Annotated in this window: 14 protein-coding genes; 1 reads left to right on the forward strand and 13 read right to left on the reverse strand. The window is 42.3% G+C overall.

Annotated elements, in window-relative coordinates:
* Nucleotides 1-5: 5 nt before the first annotated feature.
* Genes mraY through mraZ form a run of 7 tightly spaced genes read right to left on the reverse strand, consistent with a single transcriptional unit; the run spans nucleotide 6 to nucleotide 7,569 of the window.
* Entirely contained in the window at nucleotides 6-1,088 is a 1,083-nt protein-coding gene (gene mraY / locus AB4128_RS00060; protein WP_055025207.1) for a phospho-N-acetylmuramoyl-pentapeptide-transferase, read from the reverse strand.
* Nucleotides 1,089-2,462 (reverse strand): UDP-N-acetylmuramoyl-tripeptide--D-alanyl-D-alanine ligase, encoded by a 1,374-nt coding sequence (gene murF, locus AB4128_RS00065; protein ID WP_372036217.1) that lies wholly within the window; start codon nucleotides 2,460-2,462, stop codon nucleotides 1,089-1,091.
* Nucleotides 2,459-4,036, reverse strand: coding sequence for a UDP-N-acetylmuramoyl-L-alanyl-D-glutamate--2,6-diaminopimelate ligase (gene murE / locus AB4128_RS00070; protein WP_372036378.1), 1,578 nt, complete (start codon nucleotides 4,034-4,036; stop codon nucleotides 2,459-2,461). Before murE ends, murF begins: the two co-directional genes overlap by 4 nt.
* Nucleotides 4,033-5,769 carry a penicillin-binding protein 2 gene (locus AB4128_RS00075; RefSeq protein ID WP_055025210.1) on the reverse strand — a complete coding sequence of 579 codons (1,737 nt, stop codon included), beginning with the start codon at nucleotides 5,767-5,769 and terminating at the stop codon, nucleotides 4,033-4,035. The genes murE and AB4128_RS00075 overlap by 4 nt, the downstream gene beginning before the upstream one ends.
* Before the next feature lie 27 nt (nucleotides 5,770-5,796).
* Nucleotides 5,797-6,111, reverse strand: a complete 315-nt coding sequence (gene ftsL / locus AB4128_RS00080; RefSeq protein ID WP_055025211.1) for a cell division protein FtsL — start codon at nucleotides 6,109-6,111, stop codon at nucleotides 5,797-5,799.
* Nucleotides 6,112-6,145: 34 nt separating this feature from the next.
* Nucleotides 6,146-7,087, reverse strand: a complete 942-nt coding sequence (gene rsmH / locus AB4128_RS00085) for a 16S rRNA (cytosine(1402)-N(4))-methyltransferase RsmH (RefSeq protein WP_055025212.1) — start codon at nucleotides 7,085-7,087, stop codon at nucleotides 6,146-6,148.
* Nucleotides 7,088-7,110: 23 nt separating this feature from the next.
* Complete coding sequence (gene mraZ / locus AB4128_RS00090; protein ID WP_055025297.1) at nucleotides 7,111-7,569, reverse strand: division/cell wall cluster transcriptional repressor MraZ; 459 nt, start codon at nucleotides 7,567-7,569, stop codon at nucleotides 7,111-7,113.
* A gap of 583 nt (nucleotides 7,570-8,152) precedes the next feature.
* On the opposite strand from mraZ, the gene AB4128_RS00095 reads away from it, so the two are divergent.
* Complete coding sequence (locus tag AB4128_RS00095) at nucleotides 8,153-8,395, forward strand: hypothetical protein (RefSeq protein ID WP_055025213.1); 243 nt, start codon at nucleotides 8,153-8,155, stop codon at nucleotides 8,393-8,395.
* Nucleotides 8,396-8,404: 9 nt separating this feature from the next.
* Here AB4128_RS00095 and glpK read toward each other — a convergent pair whose 3' ends face one another.
* The 6 genes from glpK to leuA all read right to left on the reverse strand — a co-directional run bounded on the left by glpK (nucleotide 8,405) and on the right by leuA (nucleotide 16,743).
* The gene (glpK, locus tag AB4128_RS00100) at nucleotides 8,405-9,883 is read right to left on the reverse strand and encodes a glycerol kinase GlpK (protein WP_372036221.1); all 1,479 of its coding nucleotides are present in this window, start codon (nucleotides 9,881-9,883) and stop codon (nucleotides 8,405-8,407) included.
* Nucleotides 9,884-10,102: 219 nt separating this feature from the next.
* The gene (locus AB4128_RS00105; RefSeq protein WP_282167096.1) at nucleotides 10,103-11,461 is read right to left on the reverse strand and encodes an outer membrane protein transport protein; all 1,359 of its coding nucleotides are present in this window, start codon (nucleotides 11,459-11,461) and stop codon (nucleotides 10,103-10,105) included.
* A gap of 571 nt (nucleotides 11,462-12,032) precedes the next feature.
* Nucleotides 12,033-12,638 (reverse strand): 3-isopropylmalate dehydratase small subunit, encoded by a 606-nt coding sequence (gene leuD, locus AB4128_RS00110; protein ID WP_372036223.1) that lies wholly within the window; start codon nucleotides 12,636-12,638, stop codon nucleotides 12,033-12,035.
* A 27-nt stretch (nucleotides 12,639-12,665) separates the two neighbouring features.
* Nucleotides 12,666-14,084 carry a 3-isopropylmalate dehydratase large subunit gene (gene leuC, locus AB4128_RS00115; protein WP_065110090.1) on the reverse strand — a complete coding sequence of 473 codons (1,419 nt, stop codon included), beginning with the start codon at nucleotides 14,082-14,084 and terminating at the stop codon, nucleotides 12,666-12,668.
* Complete coding sequence (leuB, locus tag AB4128_RS00120; RefSeq protein WP_055025218.1) at nucleotides 14,084-15,178, reverse strand: 3-isopropylmalate dehydrogenase; 1,095 nt, start codon at nucleotides 15,176-15,178, stop codon at nucleotides 14,084-14,086. Before leuB ends, leuC begins: the two co-directional genes overlap by 1 nt.
* Nucleotides 15,175-16,743: a 2-isopropylmalate synthase gene (leuA, locus tag AB4128_RS00125; protein WP_055025219.1), complete on the reverse strand. Its 1,569-nt coding sequence runs from the start codon at nucleotides 16,741-16,743 to the stop codon at nucleotides 15,175-15,177. Before leuA ends, leuB begins: the two co-directional genes overlap by 4 nt.
* Nucleotides 16,744-17,353: the final 610 nt, after the last annotated feature.

Below are 17,353 nucleotides of genomic sequence, written 5' to 3' on the forward strand. Positions count from 1 at the left end.
GCTAACTACCTTAACTTAAGGGTTGCCAGTCCTAGCATGACTAGGAACAATGAAATAATCCAAAAGCGAACGATCACTCTTGGCTCTGGCCAACCTTTTAATTCGTAATGATGGTGAATTGGCGCCATTCTGAATATACGTTGTCCGCGCAATTTGTATGAACCAACTTGTAAAATCACCGACACAGTTTCCATCACGAAAACACCGCCCATGATCACCAATAACACTTCTTGTCGCACTAATACCGCAATAGCACCTAAGCCTGCGCCTAGCGCTAACGAGCCAACGTCGCCCATAAAAACTTGTGCAGGGTATGTGTTAAACCATAAAAAACCTAAACCAGCTCCAACAATTGCCGTACATACAATCACCAGCTCACCCGCATCGGGTAAATGTGGAATATGTAAATAATTAGCAAATTGCGCGTGGCCAGATAAGTAAGCAATCAGTGCAAAAGCGCCTGCTACCATCACTGTTGGCATGATCGCTAAACCATCAAGTCCATCTGTTAAGTTAACGGCATTACTCGCCCCAACAATCGTGAAGTAAACCAACACGATATAAAGCAGACCAAGTTGCGGCATTACATCTTTAAAAAACGGGACAACTAATTGCGTTTCACCAGGAATTGATGCCGAGCTATACAAATAAAACGCAACTACCAAGGCTGCGATAGATTGCGAAGCATATTTCCAACGTGCAATAAGACCTTTGGAATCCTTTTTAACCACTTTTAGATAGTCATCAAGAAAGCCAATACCACCAAATGTTCCAAGTACAAATAACATGACAATGACGTATCGATTCGATAGGTCACCCCAAAGTAAAACACTGACAAAAATACCAGCAAGTATCAGTAAACCACCCATTGTAGGTGTTCCACGCTTACTAAAATGTGATTCAGGGCCATCATTTCTGACAACTTGACCAATTTGCATCAACTGCAATCGCTCAATCAGTTTCGGACCAAACCATAAACTAAAGATAAGACCTGTCATCAGGCCAAGAATGGCTCTAAAAGTCACATATGAAAAAACATTAAACCCACTGTAAAACTGGGTTAAATACTCAGCTAAATAAGCCAGCATCTAAACAAACTCCCCACGCCTATTGGCTTCTAACAACTCTTCGACTACAGTTTCCATCGCTGCACTTCGAGAACCTTTTACTAAAATGGTTACCTCACCAGGTAACTGATTTATTTTTTCAATTAACGCTTTTGCTAAGGATTTAGTATCCTCATAATGCTCGCTTCCAAACGCTTTACTTGTTGATTCAGTCAGTTGACCACAACAAAACAAGGCATCGATGTCAGCTTTTTTGGCCTGTTTACCAACTTCCGCATGCAAAAGGGCGCTATTGTCACCTAATTCACCTAAATCTCCCAGCACTAAACACTGAAAACCTCGAGTTTGTTTAAGCCAATTCATTGCGGCATCGACAGAAGTTGGGTTAGCGTTATAACTATCATCAACTAATAATACTCTGCCTAAGTTATGCGGCACCATTCGCCCTTTCACTGGTGACAACTGGCTGAGCCCTGTCACAATGTCAGAAACGGGGATGTTAAGCGCAATACAAATAGCGGTAGCAGCTAAAGCATTACTGACTTGGTGCAAGCCTGCTAATGGAAGATGTACAAGGTGTGATTTTCCAAGGTACTCTAAGCTAAATTGATAACATCCGCTGTTATCAGCGACGATATCTAACGCCTTAATATCAGCTTCATTCTCTGCTGATATCGAAAACTTAAGTTGCGTAAATTCGGCAGTTTTATCCATCATAAATGGTGAGAATTGATCGTCAGCATTTATGATTGCTACGCCATCTTTTTGTAAATGATTGAAGATTTCAGACTTGGCCTTAGCAACACCTTCAATCGAGCCAAAACCTTCAAGATGAGCACGGCCAACATTATTGACTAACGCCACCTGAGGCGTCACTAAAGATGAAGTATAATTAATTTCACCCAGATGATTTGCCCCTAACTCAAACACACCAAATTCATGTTGATGCTCTAACCTAAGTAAGGTTAACGGCACACCAATTTCATTATTAAAATTTCCCGCTGTGTAAAGCACGTTATGGTGCTGCGATAAAATCGTCGCAACCATTTCTTTCACAGTCGTTTTACCATTTGACCCAGTTAATGCTACCGCAATTGGCGACACTTGTTGACGAACATACGCACCGATAGCGCCCATTGCCTTTTGCGTGTTACTCACAATTAATTGAGGTACATTAACAGCAAGTTCATGCTCGACTAATAACGCTTGCGCACCATTTTCAATCGCGGTTGACGCAAATTGATGCCCATCAAAACGCAGGCCTTTTAATGCAACAAATAAACTGCTTTCAGCCATCTTACGGCTGTCGCTTGTGACATCATTAATTTCTATGTCAGCGCCGACTAACGTGGCATTTAACTCACGTGCTAAGTCGGATAATTGAATAGGGATCATAGGCGCCCCTTTTGTTCGCTAACACTGTTCATAGTGTCACAGCCCGTTAATTGCATAGCTAGCGCACGCTCATCATAATCAATTCTTTTACCCGACACTTCTTGATAAGTCTCATGCCCCTTACCTGCTAGCAAAACAATGTCACCTGCTTTCGCTAATGTAGCGACTTTCTTAATGGCTGTGATTCTGTCAATTTCTGTCAAAGCAAGCTCGGGCTTATTTAGACCAGCGACAACATCATTGATAATGGTCATAGGGTCTTCACTACGCACATTATCACTTGTCACCATGACCTTATCTGCGTAATGCTCAGCCGCTTGAGCCATTAATGGTCGTTTACCTGTATCTCTATCACCACCGCAACCAAAAACACACCACAAAGTACCATGACAATGGATTCTTAATGCTTTTAACGCTTGCTCAATAGCATCTGGTGTATGAGCGTAATCAACGACCAAAGTTGGGCCATCTTGCTGATTAAAGCGCTCCATACGACCCGCTACTGGGGTGAGCAATGGCACAAGCGCCAATAACTCATTCATTGAGTCACGATTAGGGCTAGATTGCTGTAAGAAAAGTGCGCTTATCGCTGCAACAAGATTTGATAAGTTAAAATCACCAAGCAGTGGCGATGTTAACTTAGCTTTAACTAATGCTGATTGCTGATCATTGACATTTGAAGGGTAATAAAAGTCGCAACTAACACCTGCATCATTAAACTGCATATTATCCGTATAAAACCGCGCTAATTGCTGCGTTTCAATATCTTGTAAAGTCACAGGTGCTTTTGTACTAAAGCCAAACATAGTGTGGGAATCGAATTCAGCATACCATTGCGCTCCAACGGCATCGTCTAAGTTGAGTAAGCCATGCTTAACACATGGAAAGGTGAATAAACGCTTTTTGGCTGCGCCGTACGCATCCATGTCACCATGATAATCTAAATGGTCACGGCTAAGATTAGTAAACACTGCCGTATCAAAAGGAACGGCCTCCACTCGGCCTTGTACCAGGCCATGACTAGATACTTCAATGGCACACGCTGACACATTTTGCTGCTGAAAAGCACTAATTTGCTCAATTATCGTTATCGCATCAGCCGTGGTATTACCGCTATCAACTAACTGCCCCCACACACCGTTGCCTAGTGTCCCCATCACCGCAGCTTTTTGCTGTTTGAGGGTAACGAGCTGTGCAATTAGCTGGCTAACTGATGTTTTACCATTTGTTCCAGTTACGCCAATAATTGACATTGCTTGCCTTTGAACCGGGTAAAGCTGTGCTGCGACTGCCGATAACTGACGACTTAACTGAAAAAAGTAGACTAATACTGCGCCAGTATCATGATGTTCAACTTTGCCATGCTCATCCGGATTATCGGTATGAATAAGCGCACCTATCGCCCCAGAGTCTATGGATTTATCAATAAATTGACGGCCATCAACTTGATGGCCTGGTAATGCAACAAACAAACTGCCTGGTTTAATTTGACGACTATCTAATGTCATCGAGGCCACGATCTCACGACCGGCATAATGAAACCAAGGAGCAAGCAAATCACTAAGAAGCATTATTCAGCCCTCCTAGCAATGGCAGCTAATTCCACTTTTTCTTTCTCATTCAATGGCTCTACGTTGAGCATCTGTAATGCTCCAGACATGATTTTTGCAAATGCTGGGCCTGCAACATCACCACCATGGTAACGATCGCCTTTTGGCTCGTTAACCACGATAGATATCGCTAAGCGAGGGTTATGAACTGGCGCGACACCGGCAAATAGCGACACATAATCATCACCATAACCACCAGCAATTGATTTACGACTGGTTCCTGTTTTACCTGCAATTGGATAGCCATCAATATGCGCCTGGGTCGCAGTGCCACCCTTTTCAGTCACACCCAGCATCATTTCCATGACATCTTTGGCTGTTTGCTCAGAAATAACCTGCTCACCACGAGGGGCTTGCTTGAGTTTTAACACCGAAACAGGATAAAGCACACCGCCGCTTCCTAGGGTGGCATACATTCGTGCTAACTGTAGTGGCGTAGCGGTTAAGCCGTAACCGTATGAAAGAGTGGCTCTTTCAAAATCAGACCAGCGGCGACGATCATGAATCAATCCGGCACTTTCACCCGCGAGATTAATGCCAGAATAATTACCTAACCCCATTGACTGGTATGTACCCAATAACTCTTGCACTGGCATCGATAGCGATACCTTACTGATACCTACGTTACTGGATTTCACTAAGATTTTATCTAAAGTCATGTCGCCATAATTAATCGGGTCACGTACCTGACGACCACCCACTCGCATCCAGCCCGGTGAGGTTTTAATTAAATCATTACGTTCAATTGTGCCAGCCTCTAATGCTGCAGCAACCACAAACGGTTTTACTGTTGAACCAGGCTCAAACGTATCGGTTAATGCACGGTTACGCATTCGATACGATTGTAGGTTTTCTCGAGAATTAGGATTGTAAGATGGTGTATTCACCATCGCTAACACTTCACCAGTATGAACATCAAGCACCACCACTGAACCTGACGTTGCTTGGTTAATTTCTGTTGTGCGTTTTAACTCACGGTAAGCAAGCTGCTGAATTCGCTGGTCAATACTCAACACTAAATCATTTGAGCTTTCACCCTCTTCAACAATATCTAGACGTTGGACGACTTTACCATCTCGAGATTTACGTACTTTTTGCTTAGAAGGCGTGCCTGTAAGCCAGCTATCGTAAGCATTTTCAATACCTTCAATGCCGACATCATCAATATTCGTCAAACCAACTAATTGCGCTGCAGTTTCACCAGCAGGATAGTAACGACGAGATTCGGATTTTAAATAAATACCAGCAATTTTTAGCTGCTTAATATATTCAGCAACTGCAGGAGTCACTTGACGTTTTAAATAGATAAAGCGGCGTTTAGGATCTCGCTGCACTTTGCCTACAATGCTTTCAACAGGTAAATGCAATACATCTGCAAGGGCTTGCCAGCGGCGCATATCTTTAAATGCTTCTTTGTCGTGCGACACTTTAGGGTCTGCCCACACTGCACGCACAGGCACACTCACCGCAAGCATTTCGCCGTTACGGTCAGTGATTAAGCCACGTTGCACTTGGTTACTGCTGGTACGAAGGGTTCGCATATCACTTTCGTGACGCAATTTATCTGGTTCAATAATCTGAATGTAAGCCGCTCGAGCAATCAAGGCCGTAAATAAAAGCAAAACAAAGCCTACCACTACGAATAATCGCCATGGAATTAACTCTGGATTTAACTTACGTTTTGCTTGTCTGCTCATTTTACTGACTCAATCATTCCTTTTCTGTTATTGCAGCCTGATAACCACTTCTTCTTTAGGTAAGGGTCGAACCATTTTTAAATCTTTAGTAGCAATACGAGTAACACGGCTATGCTCAGACTTAGATTGCTCTTCGAGTAACAAATTGCGCCACTCGATATCTAAACGATCCCGCTCTTGTAAAAGCTGATCTAACTGCGAGGTCAACTTACGCGTGGCATGGCTGGTATAAACCACCCCTACCGCATTGGCTAACACCACCATCGACAATAATAAAATCCACTTATGTCGCCAGATATCGGCAATCACAATGCGTGATAATTTTATTGATGATTGTCCCAAATTAACCTCTTTATGATGTCGCTGTGCTCAATAATTAATAATCAAGACGTTGAGCAACGCGTAACACCGAGCTTCGTGCTCGTGGATTCTGCTCAATTTCAACATCCGACGGCTTCATTGCTTTGCCAATCGCTTTTAGCTTTCTCGATTTATTTATTTCCGCTTCTGTTATCGGTAGCCCGTGTGGCACGCTTTCACCTTGGCTATTTTTACGAATAAAACGTTTTACCATTCTGTCTTCTAAAGAATGGAAACTGATCACCGATAAGCGGCCTTCTGGCGCCAATACTGAAACTGCGCCTTCTAACGCTTGCTCAATTTGCTCAAGCTCACTGTTGATATAAATACGAATAGCTTGGAAAACACGTGTCGCTGGATGCTTATTACGCTCTTTATTTTTAGTAATTCGAGCAATTAGATCGGCTAAATCTTTTGTGCGTAAAAAAGGAGTTTCTTCTCGGTCAGCAGCAATACATCGGGCAATATGACGTGCATTTTTCTCTTCGCCGTAGGTTTTAAAAACCCAAGCCATATCCTCAATTTCTGCTTTGGCGATCCACTCAGCAGCCGTTTGACCTTGGCTGTTATCCATTCGCATATCTAGTGGACCATCGCGTAGAAAACTAAAACCACGTTCAGCATCATCCAACTGAGGCGATGACACACCTAAGTCCAATAACACACCATCAATTTTGCCTTTAAGCCCGAGCTCAGTAACGTAGTCAGCCAATTGGCCAAAACCTCCGTGAACAATCTGAAAGCGAGGGTCATCAGCAAATTGCTTAGCCGCTTCAATAGCTTGGGGATCACGATCGATCGCAATTAGACGTCCATTGTCGCCAAGTTGACTTAATACATGCCTAGAATGACCACCACGCCCAAAAGTGCCATCAATATAGATGCCATCTTCATGGATATTTAAACCATCAACGGTTTCTTTTAGTAGTACAGATAAATGGGCAAATTCTTGGCTCATTAGACTCTTCTTAATTGGGTTATTTATAATGAAAAATTAGCTAATCTTTCATGGTTTGCGAGATCTTCTGCTTGAATCAACTCATGGCTTTCATCCATCTGTTGTTGCCAAGCAGCTTCATCCCATAATTCAAATTTATTGAGTAGACCCACCAACATCGTTTTCTTTTGCAAGCTGGCGTATTGTCTTAATGCAGGTGGAACAAGCGCACGTCCATTGCCATCCAACTCACATTCGTGAGCGTGACCGAGTAATCTACGTTTCATAGAACGTTCGACTTTATCTGTGTCAGACAATTGTAATAACTTGGCTTCAATCAATTCCCATTCATGGATCGGATAGATCAGTAAGCAGTGTGATTGAATATCAACGGTGATAACCACAATGCCTTCGTGCTCGGCGCGCAAGGATTCTCGGTATCGCATTGGAATAGCGATCCGTCCTTTTGCATCCATATTTATTGCACTGGCACCCCGAAACACGGTCATCAAATCCTATAATTTGTTATTAAATTTCCCACAAATATCCACAATTCCCCACAACCCTTAAGTTTAGGGACACAACACAAGTATTGTCAAGGGATGACAACATTAATTAAATCCAGTTCTGAAGCGGGTTCGCAGCAAATTTTAATTAATGATAAGCGAGTGGATAAAAGTGGTTTTTAGATGGGTAAATGAACGAAACCATAGACATAACAGCGTTCATCTCAGTAAAGAATGTGGGGGATTTGATCCAAATTGTGACCATTTTCATATAAAAATAACAAATAGGGTCGATCTTACAGGCAAAATAAAAATAAAAATCCACCGAAAACATGATGTCGATAACTGACTGGCAATAATGATTGCCGTTAACCAGCACATTTTGTTCTATTGAATGATATATAAAACAGAGCAGCACATGTGAGTCAAAAATGACCATTGCGTATAAGCAAAAGGGAAAATACCAAGAAAGATGAAACAAAGTTATACTTAAATTGTCTAAATACTAACCAAAGATTGCCGATATAGTATATGAATCGACTTAGATCCATCATTTATCGACAACCATGAGGAGGCCATCATGAGCTTAGACACCATATATGCCATAACAGCAACACCACCAAAGCAAGTGGGTAGTTTTAAACGAGATGTCAAAAAGGTAAGCAACAGTAATGCCTTAGATGCTGATAGTCATGAAGCGCCGCAATCGCAATTGCCACCAAACACATCAACCCCAAATGCAGCTATATCACGTCCTAATACAAACCAAGCTCAACCCGCAGATACTAAATCACCTGCAAGACATATCGATATAGAAGTGTAAACTTCACCATTAAACTGTTTGTTGGACAGCTTTTTTCCAACCTGAATATAAACGATTGCGTACATCGGCTTCCATCGATGCAAAGAACGTTTTATCAGCCGCTGCGATATTATTAAGTTCAACAGTTGATTGCCAAAAACCAACAGCTAGCCCAGCTAAAAATGCAGCCCCCATCGCCGTAGTTTCTGTAACCTGAGGTCGAATCACATCCACATCACTAATATCAGCTTGAAACTGCATTAAGAAATCGTTTGCAACTGCACCGCCATCGACGCGAACTTGAGTCAACGGGACTCCCGAATCTTGGCTCATCGCTGCAAGTAAATCTTGGCTTTGATAGGCTATCGCCTCTAATGCTGCACGGATAATATGACTGCGGTTAACGCCACGTGTCAGACCGACAATCGCGCCACGAGCATCAGGTTCCCAATAAGGTGCTCCTAAACCAACAAATGCAGGTACCAAATACACTCCATTGGTATCTTCCACTTTATTAGCAAAATATTCCGTGTCTTGTGCATCCTGAATCAAGCCCATTTCATCACGAAGCCATTGGATCACAGCACCGCCCATAAACACTGAGCCTTCTAATGCATAATTTACCGATAAGTCTCCACCAATTGCTACAGTGGTTAATAAGCCATGAGTTGATGATACGGCTTTCTGGCCTGTATTCATTAATAAGAAACAACCTGTGCCATAAGTATTTTTTGCCATTCCTGGCTCAAAACAAAGCTGACCAAATAACGCAGATTGCTGATCTCCCGCCATACCAGCAACGGCAATCTCACCACCAGCAATCGTGGTTGTGCCATAAACAGCACAAGAAGGTTTCACTTCTGGCAGCATTGCCCTTGGAATATCAAACGCTTTTAACAGTTTTTCGTCCCATTGCTGCTGATGGATATTAAACAACATCGTCCGTGACGCATTAGTCGGCTCGGTTACATGCACTTTACCTTGAGTCAACTTCCACACTAGCCAAGTATCTATTGTGCCAAACAACAAATTTCCCGCTTGGGCTTCTTCACGCGCACCTTCAACATTATCCAAAATCCACTTAATTTTACTGGCAGAAAAATAAGGGTCGAGTACTAAACCTGTGGCAGACTTAATATCCTCCTCTAACCCATCCGCTTTAAACTGCTGACATATAGCTTGACTACGACGGCATTGCCAAACAATGGCTTTGTATATTGGCTTACCAGTGCGTTTATCCCACACCACTGTTGTTTCACGTTGATTTGTGATGCCAATTGATGCCACTTCATCAGCGCTAATACTCGCCCTTGCTAAGACTTCGATTAATGACGAACTTTGCGACGACCAAATCTCCATCGGATCGTGTTCTACCCACCCAGCTTGAGGATATATCTGAGAAAACTCTCTTTGCGCCACTGCAACCATATTGGCATTGTGATCGAATACAATCGCCCTAGAACTTGTCGTACCTTGATCGAGCGCAATAACATATTTCTTAGAAGTCATTATCTACCTATAGATTGTCAGCAGTGTTATTTTAAAAAGTGTTCTGCACGCTTGCGCTATATAACACTGTAAAAATTATCTTTACTAAGTTAAGACGGATAATCACCGATCTCAAGTCCGTTACACTCACAATGAGAATAATTGTGCTGTAAGCTATATTTAGCCTACAAAAAAGCCCCGCGAGTGCGAGGCTTTTTCAATGTAATCTACAGTTTCAAATTACATTTTATAGCTTAGTTGAATACCAGCTAACCAAACATCAGCTTCAACATCACCGCTATAATTAACTGATGCTAAACCCAGTAGGTCTTGAGTTTCGTCAATTGGCGCGTCCCCCACACCTTTGATGTAGGTCAAAGCAAAATCAACCGTTAGGTTTTTCGTTGCTTGATATCCTGCACCAGCACTGAACCATAAACGATCTGAATCTGGAATTGTTGTTGAACGGTATTCGTCTTGCGCAGCACCTTGATCTAGTGCCATACCGCCACGAACTAACCACTTGTCGTTAAGTTGATATGTTGTACCGACAGCAAAACGCCAGTTATCTTTGAAATTCTCTTCTTTAACTAAATCAGACTCCAATGGTAAACCCGTTGTTGAGTCAATTGGCTTAGTTTCGCCAGGGAAGTATGCTACTAACTCATCAAAAACACTCCACTGAGTCCAGTTTACACTTGCATGCATTGCCCAGTTTTCAGTTAATTGGTGATGTGAAGCTAACTCAGCAAATGCTGGTAACTCAATCGGTAAGTAGCCTTCAATGTGCACATCTTGACCGCCATCGTACAATAAGCCAGATGCAAAGCCATCTAACTCAAGTTCAACACCACTGTGATAAGCAAAGCCTAAACGATGCGCTTCATTGATCTGCCAGCTTGTGCCTAATTGCCAACCTAAGGCAATATCATCACCTTCCATATACTTAAGGCTCGCACCTGCATCAGGAAGTTGAGGGGCAAGAGTAGGAACGGCTTGTTTCACGCCATCAATCCAACCCGGCATAGATGCGCCAACATGGCCTTCACCATACACCACACGTAATCCGGCACCGACACTGAATGCTTCATTAACTTTATAAGCAATATTCGGGTTAAACTCGACAGTTGTAATCCCAGTTTCATTACCGAATAAAGACGCAGGATGGGTTGCATCAAGCTCTGTCGCTAAACCGTAATTTGAGTTAACCGCTAAACCCCAAGTCCAGTTGTCATTCAACTGATTAGAGTAATAAAAGTTAGGCACAACCGCACTATCAGCAAAATCAGTAGCATCCGCTGCAATAATGACAGGATCAGAATCTAATATTGGAGAAGAAATACTGACGTCACCTACCACATCAACATTTGGCATGATGTAAATCGCACCTGCTGAAAGTTGACGACCTTCAAGGTAAGTTAACATTGCAGGGTTTCTTGCTTGAGCCGAAGCATTATCTGCCATTGCCGCTTCACCAGCAAAAGCACGGCCTAAACCCGTTGATGAGTATTCCGCTAACTGAAAACCAGCTGCATTCACTTGAGTCGTTGCCCCGAAAAGCATGGCACTTACTGCCACAGTCAATAGTGTCTTTTTCATTATTAGTCTCTGTTTGTAGCAAATCTAATGTTTGCTTAATCTCTTACATCATTAGAGCAATTGCTCAATTTGAAATCGCGGCAAGTTTACTGATGCAGAATAAATTTACAAGCCAAAGCCTTAAAACAGAGTAAATAACTACAAAACCAGTAACAGAAAACATCTTTGGTGACACAGCTCACACCAAAAACGCCCTCTCAGAGACGTTTTTTAAAAAATACTCGCTAAGAGCCCAATAGAAAAATATCAAACAGAATAATAAAAATTTAAATATCAATCAGATAACAAAAATATATTACTGAACGCAAGTATCCCCAAAAAAGCAGTGAGTTTCACTACCTTTGTGTAAAACAATGAAAGATAAAAAGACAAAACCTTAAAAATCAAACTATTAAGCCAATATAATTTATATCAATCAATAAAAAAGCCCTTACTTATCATAGTAAGGGCTTTAGCTAATATAAACTTGGTACAAGTGTAAGCTTAAATGTTAATTTTAAGCCCAATAGCAACAATTTGATTAAACCTGTTTAAAATCACGTCACTAATCGCAGACATATTGTCATGGCGATTAACGACGCCAAGCAGGTATATTCGCCTCATAGTCCGTAATTGCCTGTGCATACTCTAAGGTTAAGCCAATTGCATCCAAGCCGTTTAATAACTTATGTCTAGCTGATTCAGCAATCGAAAAATCGAAAACACTCCCAGTTGGTGAGGTCACCGTTAACGACACTAAATCAACGGTAATATTCGCACCTTCACTGGCCTCAACCTCTACCATCAATTGATTGACTTGATCGTGAGTTAACTTAACTGGCAATAAACCATTATTGATCGAGTTGCCATAAAAAATGTCAGCAAAAGTGGGCGCAATGACCACACGCAAACCAAAATCGGCTAACGCCCATGGTGCGTGTTCACGACTTGAACCACAGCCAAAATTTTCTTGAGCTAATAAAATCGACGCACCTTTATAACGAGGTAAATTTAATGAAAAATCTGGATTATCTTGCTCACCCGCTTCATCTAAATAACGCCAATCATGGAATAAATGTACCCCAAAGCCATCCCTTGTCACTTTTGATAAGAATTGCTTAGGAATTATTTGGTCAGTGTCGATATTCGCACTATCAATCGCAACCGCTAGACCAGTATGTTGAGTAAAAGCTTGCATCTGTTTCTCTCTTCTAGTGGTAATGGATTAATAAGGCTTACGGATATCAACAAAATGACCAGCAATAGCTGCTGCAGCTGCCATTGCAGGGCTCACCAAATGTGTTCGACTGCCACGGCCTTGGCGACCTTCAAAATTACGATTACTGGTCGATGCGCAGCGATCGCCAGCTTCTAATCGATCATCATTCATTGCTAAACACATAGAGCAACCCGGTAAGCGCCACTCAAAACCAGCATCAAGGAAGACTTTATCTAACCCTTCTGCTTCTGCCTGTAATTTAACTTGTCCAGAACCTGGAACCACAATCGCAGTGACGCCATCAGCGACTTTACGGTTTTTAGCATGGTGCGCAGCTGCACGTAAGTCTTCGATACGAGAGTTAGTACACGAACCAATAAAGACTTTATTAATCGGAATATCAACCATTTTGGTACCAGAAGTTAGGCCAATATATTCAAGGGCTTTTTCCATGCTACTACGCACTGTCGCATTTGGCTCGCTCGCTGGATTTGGCACTTCTGCATCAATCGGAACCACTTGACCTGGATTTGTTCCCCAAGTTAATTGTGGTGCAATATCGGCAGCGTCTAAAATCACTTCTGCATCAAAGCTTGCATCTGGATCGGTTTTTAACGCTGTCCAATCCGCAACGGCTTGCTGCCAGTCATCGCCTTTAGGAGAAAACTCGCGCCCTTCAAGATAGTCGAATGTGGTTTGATCGGGCGCAACCATGCCTGCTTTAGCGCCCATTTCAATGGCCATGTTACATAATGTCATGCGACCTTCCATTGATAGCGCTTCGATAGCGTCACCACAGAACTCAACGACATAACCAGTACCGCCATCCATGCCTAAGCGACCAATGATGGCTAACACAATATCTTTTGCTGTAATGCCTTCAGCGACATGACCACGTACTTCCACTTTCATGGTTTTCGCTTTCAGCTGACGCATAGTTTGGGTTGCTAACACATGCTCAACTTCTGAGGTACCAATACCAAATGCCAATGCACCAAATGCACCATGTGTCGCCGTATGCGAGTCGCCACAAACAATGACAGTACCAGGAAGTGTAATGCCTAATTCCGGCCCCATTACATGAACAATACCTTGGTTAGGATGGTGAATATCATAAAGCTTAACGCCAAATTCTTTACAGTTTTGCGCTAATGTCTCCACTTGAATACGTGCCATTGGACTCATCGCATCTAAGCTCGCGCTCAATGTCGAGATATTATGATCCATGGTTGCAAAAGTTTTTTCAGGTGCGCGGAGTTTACGCCCTGCGGTTTTTAAACCACTGAAGGCCTGCGGTGATGTCACCTCGTGAACCAAATGGCGATCCACATAGATAATCGGCGCCTCAGCTTCTGGCGATGCCAGTACATGGGCATCCCACACTTTTTCATACAGAGTCTGAGCACCACTTGCTTGAGTTGCCATTACACACCTTCCTTAACAGCATTAGCGATAAAATCGCCCATTTCTGACGTTGTTTTAGCATTTTGGCGTTCATCAGCACTTAATAACTCGCCCGTTAAATAACCTTCAGACAAGGCTTTACTTACCGCACGCTCTATCGCACTCGCGGCTTCTTCAAGCTTTAAACTATGACGCAGCAATAAGGCAGCTGATAAAATTTGTGCCACTGGATTGGCAATACCTTGGCCGGCGATATCTGGTGCACTGCCACCAGCAGGTTCATACATACCAAAACCACTGCTATTTAAACTCGCAGATGACAATAGCCCCATCGAGCCCGTCAACATGGCAATTTCGTCAGAAATAATATCGCCAAATAAGTTTGAACATAACATAACGTCAAATTCATTCGGACGACGTAACAATTGCATTGTCGCGTTATCAATATAGATATGCTCAAGCTCTACATCTGGGAAATCTTTAGCGACGCCTTCAACAACTTCTCGCCATAATACTGAACAAGCCAGAACGTTAGCCTTATCGACTGATGTCACTTTTTTACTTCTGCCTTGAGCAGCTTCAAAAGCAATGCGAGCTATGCGCTCAATCTCGCGGCGGCTATAGCGCATCGTATCAAACGCTTCTTCATCAGCGCCTTCACCTTGGCGCCCTTTTGGCTTACCAAAGTAAATACCACCCGTTAACTCACGGACACATAACACATCAAAACCACGTGATGAGATATCACTGCGCAGCGGTGACATATGTTCAAGTCCTGTATGCAACTTGGCAGGACGTAAATTACAGAACAAATCAAAATGACCACGAAGCGGTAACAACGCGCCACGTTCAGGTTGATCATTAGGGGCTAGATGTTCCCATTTAGGGCCACCAACACTACCAAACAATACGGCATCTGCAGCTTCACAACCTTTCAAAGTTGATTCTGGTAACGGGCAACCATGGTTATCAATGGCAATACCACCAACATCGTACTCAGCATATTCAATATTTAGTGCAAATCTGGCTTCAACTTCTTTTAGCACTTTGCGTGCTTCAGCCATTACTTCAGGACCAATACCATCCCCTGCTAATACTGCTACTTGATAACTCATACTCCACCTAACTCCCTATCTTTATGAATCTGTTGTTTAAAATCAGCTACTTTATCTGCACGATAAATTAAGTTCATCACATGAACGAGTGCCTGTGCTGAGGATTCAACCACGTCTGTTGCTAACCCTAGACCATGGAAAGTTTGCTGATTGTATTCTGCGGTAATATCAACTTGGCCTAAGGCATTTTGACCTTCACCTTTCGCACCTAATTTGTAGTTAGTAATATTGATGGTGCGGTCTGTTGCTCTTGCAATGGCATTGTACGCAGCATCAACAGGACCATTACCGGTCGCCGCTTCTGTCATCTCTTTACCATCCACCGTAATACGCACTGTGGCAGTTGCCACGCCTTCTGTAGAGTCTGAATGCACCATCAAATGTTGTAATGCGTAATGATCATCATCTTGAGATTGAGCTTCCATAAACACTAAGGCTTCTAGGTCATAATCAAATACTTGACCTTTCTTATCCGCTAAATTCAAAAATTGCTCGTAAAGGCTATCCATATCGTAATCGGAAGCTTGGTAACCCATTTCTTCCATACGATGCTTAATGACATGGCGACCTGAGCGTGATGTCATATTTAAATTATTACGATTCAAACCAATGCTTTCTGGTGTCATGATCTCGTAAGTGTTTTTCGCTTTTAACATGCCATCTTGGTGAATGCCTGATGAATGAGAAAACGCATTGGTGCCCACGACAGCTTTGTTCGCTTGAATAGGCATATTACATAGCTGGCTCACCAATGAAGAGGTGCGATGGATCTCTTTTGCATTAATATTGCTTTCAAGCCCTAATAAACCTTTACGCGTCGATAGGATCATGGCGATTTCTTCTAATGAACAATTACCCGCTCGTTCGCCAATACCGTTTACAGTACATTCAATTTGACGAGCGCCATGCTCAACAGCAGTAATAGAGTTAGCCACAGACAAACCTAAATCGTCATGACAATGCACTGATATCACTGCTTGATCGATATTAGGTACACGATTAAATAGCGTTTGAATGATGCCACCGAACTCACTTGGCACGGTATAGCCCACGGTATCAGGAATATTAATGGTGCGAGCACCCGCTTTAATGGCTTGTTCAACCATACGGCATAGGTTATCAATAGGTGTTCGACCCGCATCTTCACACGAAAACTCAACATCATCAGTAAAACGGCGAGCATATTTAACAGCCCCAACAGCCATATCAAGTACGTCATCAAATGAACGTTTTAATTTGCTTTCAACGTGAATAGTCGATGTAGAAATAAAAGTATGAATACGGAACTGTTCAGCAACAGATAACGCTTGAGCTGCTGCATCAATGTCTTTTTCAAGAGCACGAGATAATGCACAAACACGGCTGTTTTTAATTGTTCTAGCAATGGTCTGCACTGATTCAAAATCACCTGGGGATGACACAGGAAACCCCACTTCCATAACATCAACACCCAAGCGCTCAAGCGCCAGAGCAATTTGCAGCTTTTCTTTAACCGTTAAACTTGCTGCTAACGCCTGCTCACCATCTCTCAATGTGGTATCAAATATTATGACTCTATTGGACATCAGTTTTCTCCATCGAACTTTGTTGTTCAGGTAAAAGTTTGTTCGGTTATCTAACAAATAACTGCGACGCCATTAAAAGTGTTTAGCAAGTCATTCGTCTATTTGTTTGTTCTAAAAATCAATTGGGTACAGAAACAAAAAACCCCGCGGCTGTTAGCGCGGGGTTTGTGAATGCAAGTAAACTTATTTAGCAAGTAACACAAAGGACTCCGCGCAAATTTTGCGTAAGAGAAGAAAGAGACCTAGGAGAATGTTACCACTATAAATATTCATTAAAGTTAACTAATTATTCTTAAATTGAAATGTTCTATACTGACTTTTTAACGTGACAAGCCTGCTGTGTCAACCCTATTTTATTCATCTTTTGTTCAATTATCCCTTAAAGCTAAATCAGACTCGACAGTCAATCTTCCCTAAAACAGTGTAGCGATAATGAAAAACCCAACGTAAACCTTGATATACGCTGATTCTAGGATTTATTTTCAAAAATAATTTGCATCAAACAACTAAGTATCATCACCAATAAAAAAGTGCATAAATTTTTTGAAGTGATTAAGCCATTTTTGTTATATCAGCCATGCGAATCAATACGCAGCCAGCAAACATTGAA

The sequence above is a fragment of the Shewanella sp. 10N.286.52.A9 genome (assembly GCF_041468985.1).
Taxonomy (GTDB): domain Bacteria; phylum Pseudomonadota; class Gammaproteobacteria; order Enterobacterales; family Shewanellaceae; genus Shewanella; species Shewanella japonica.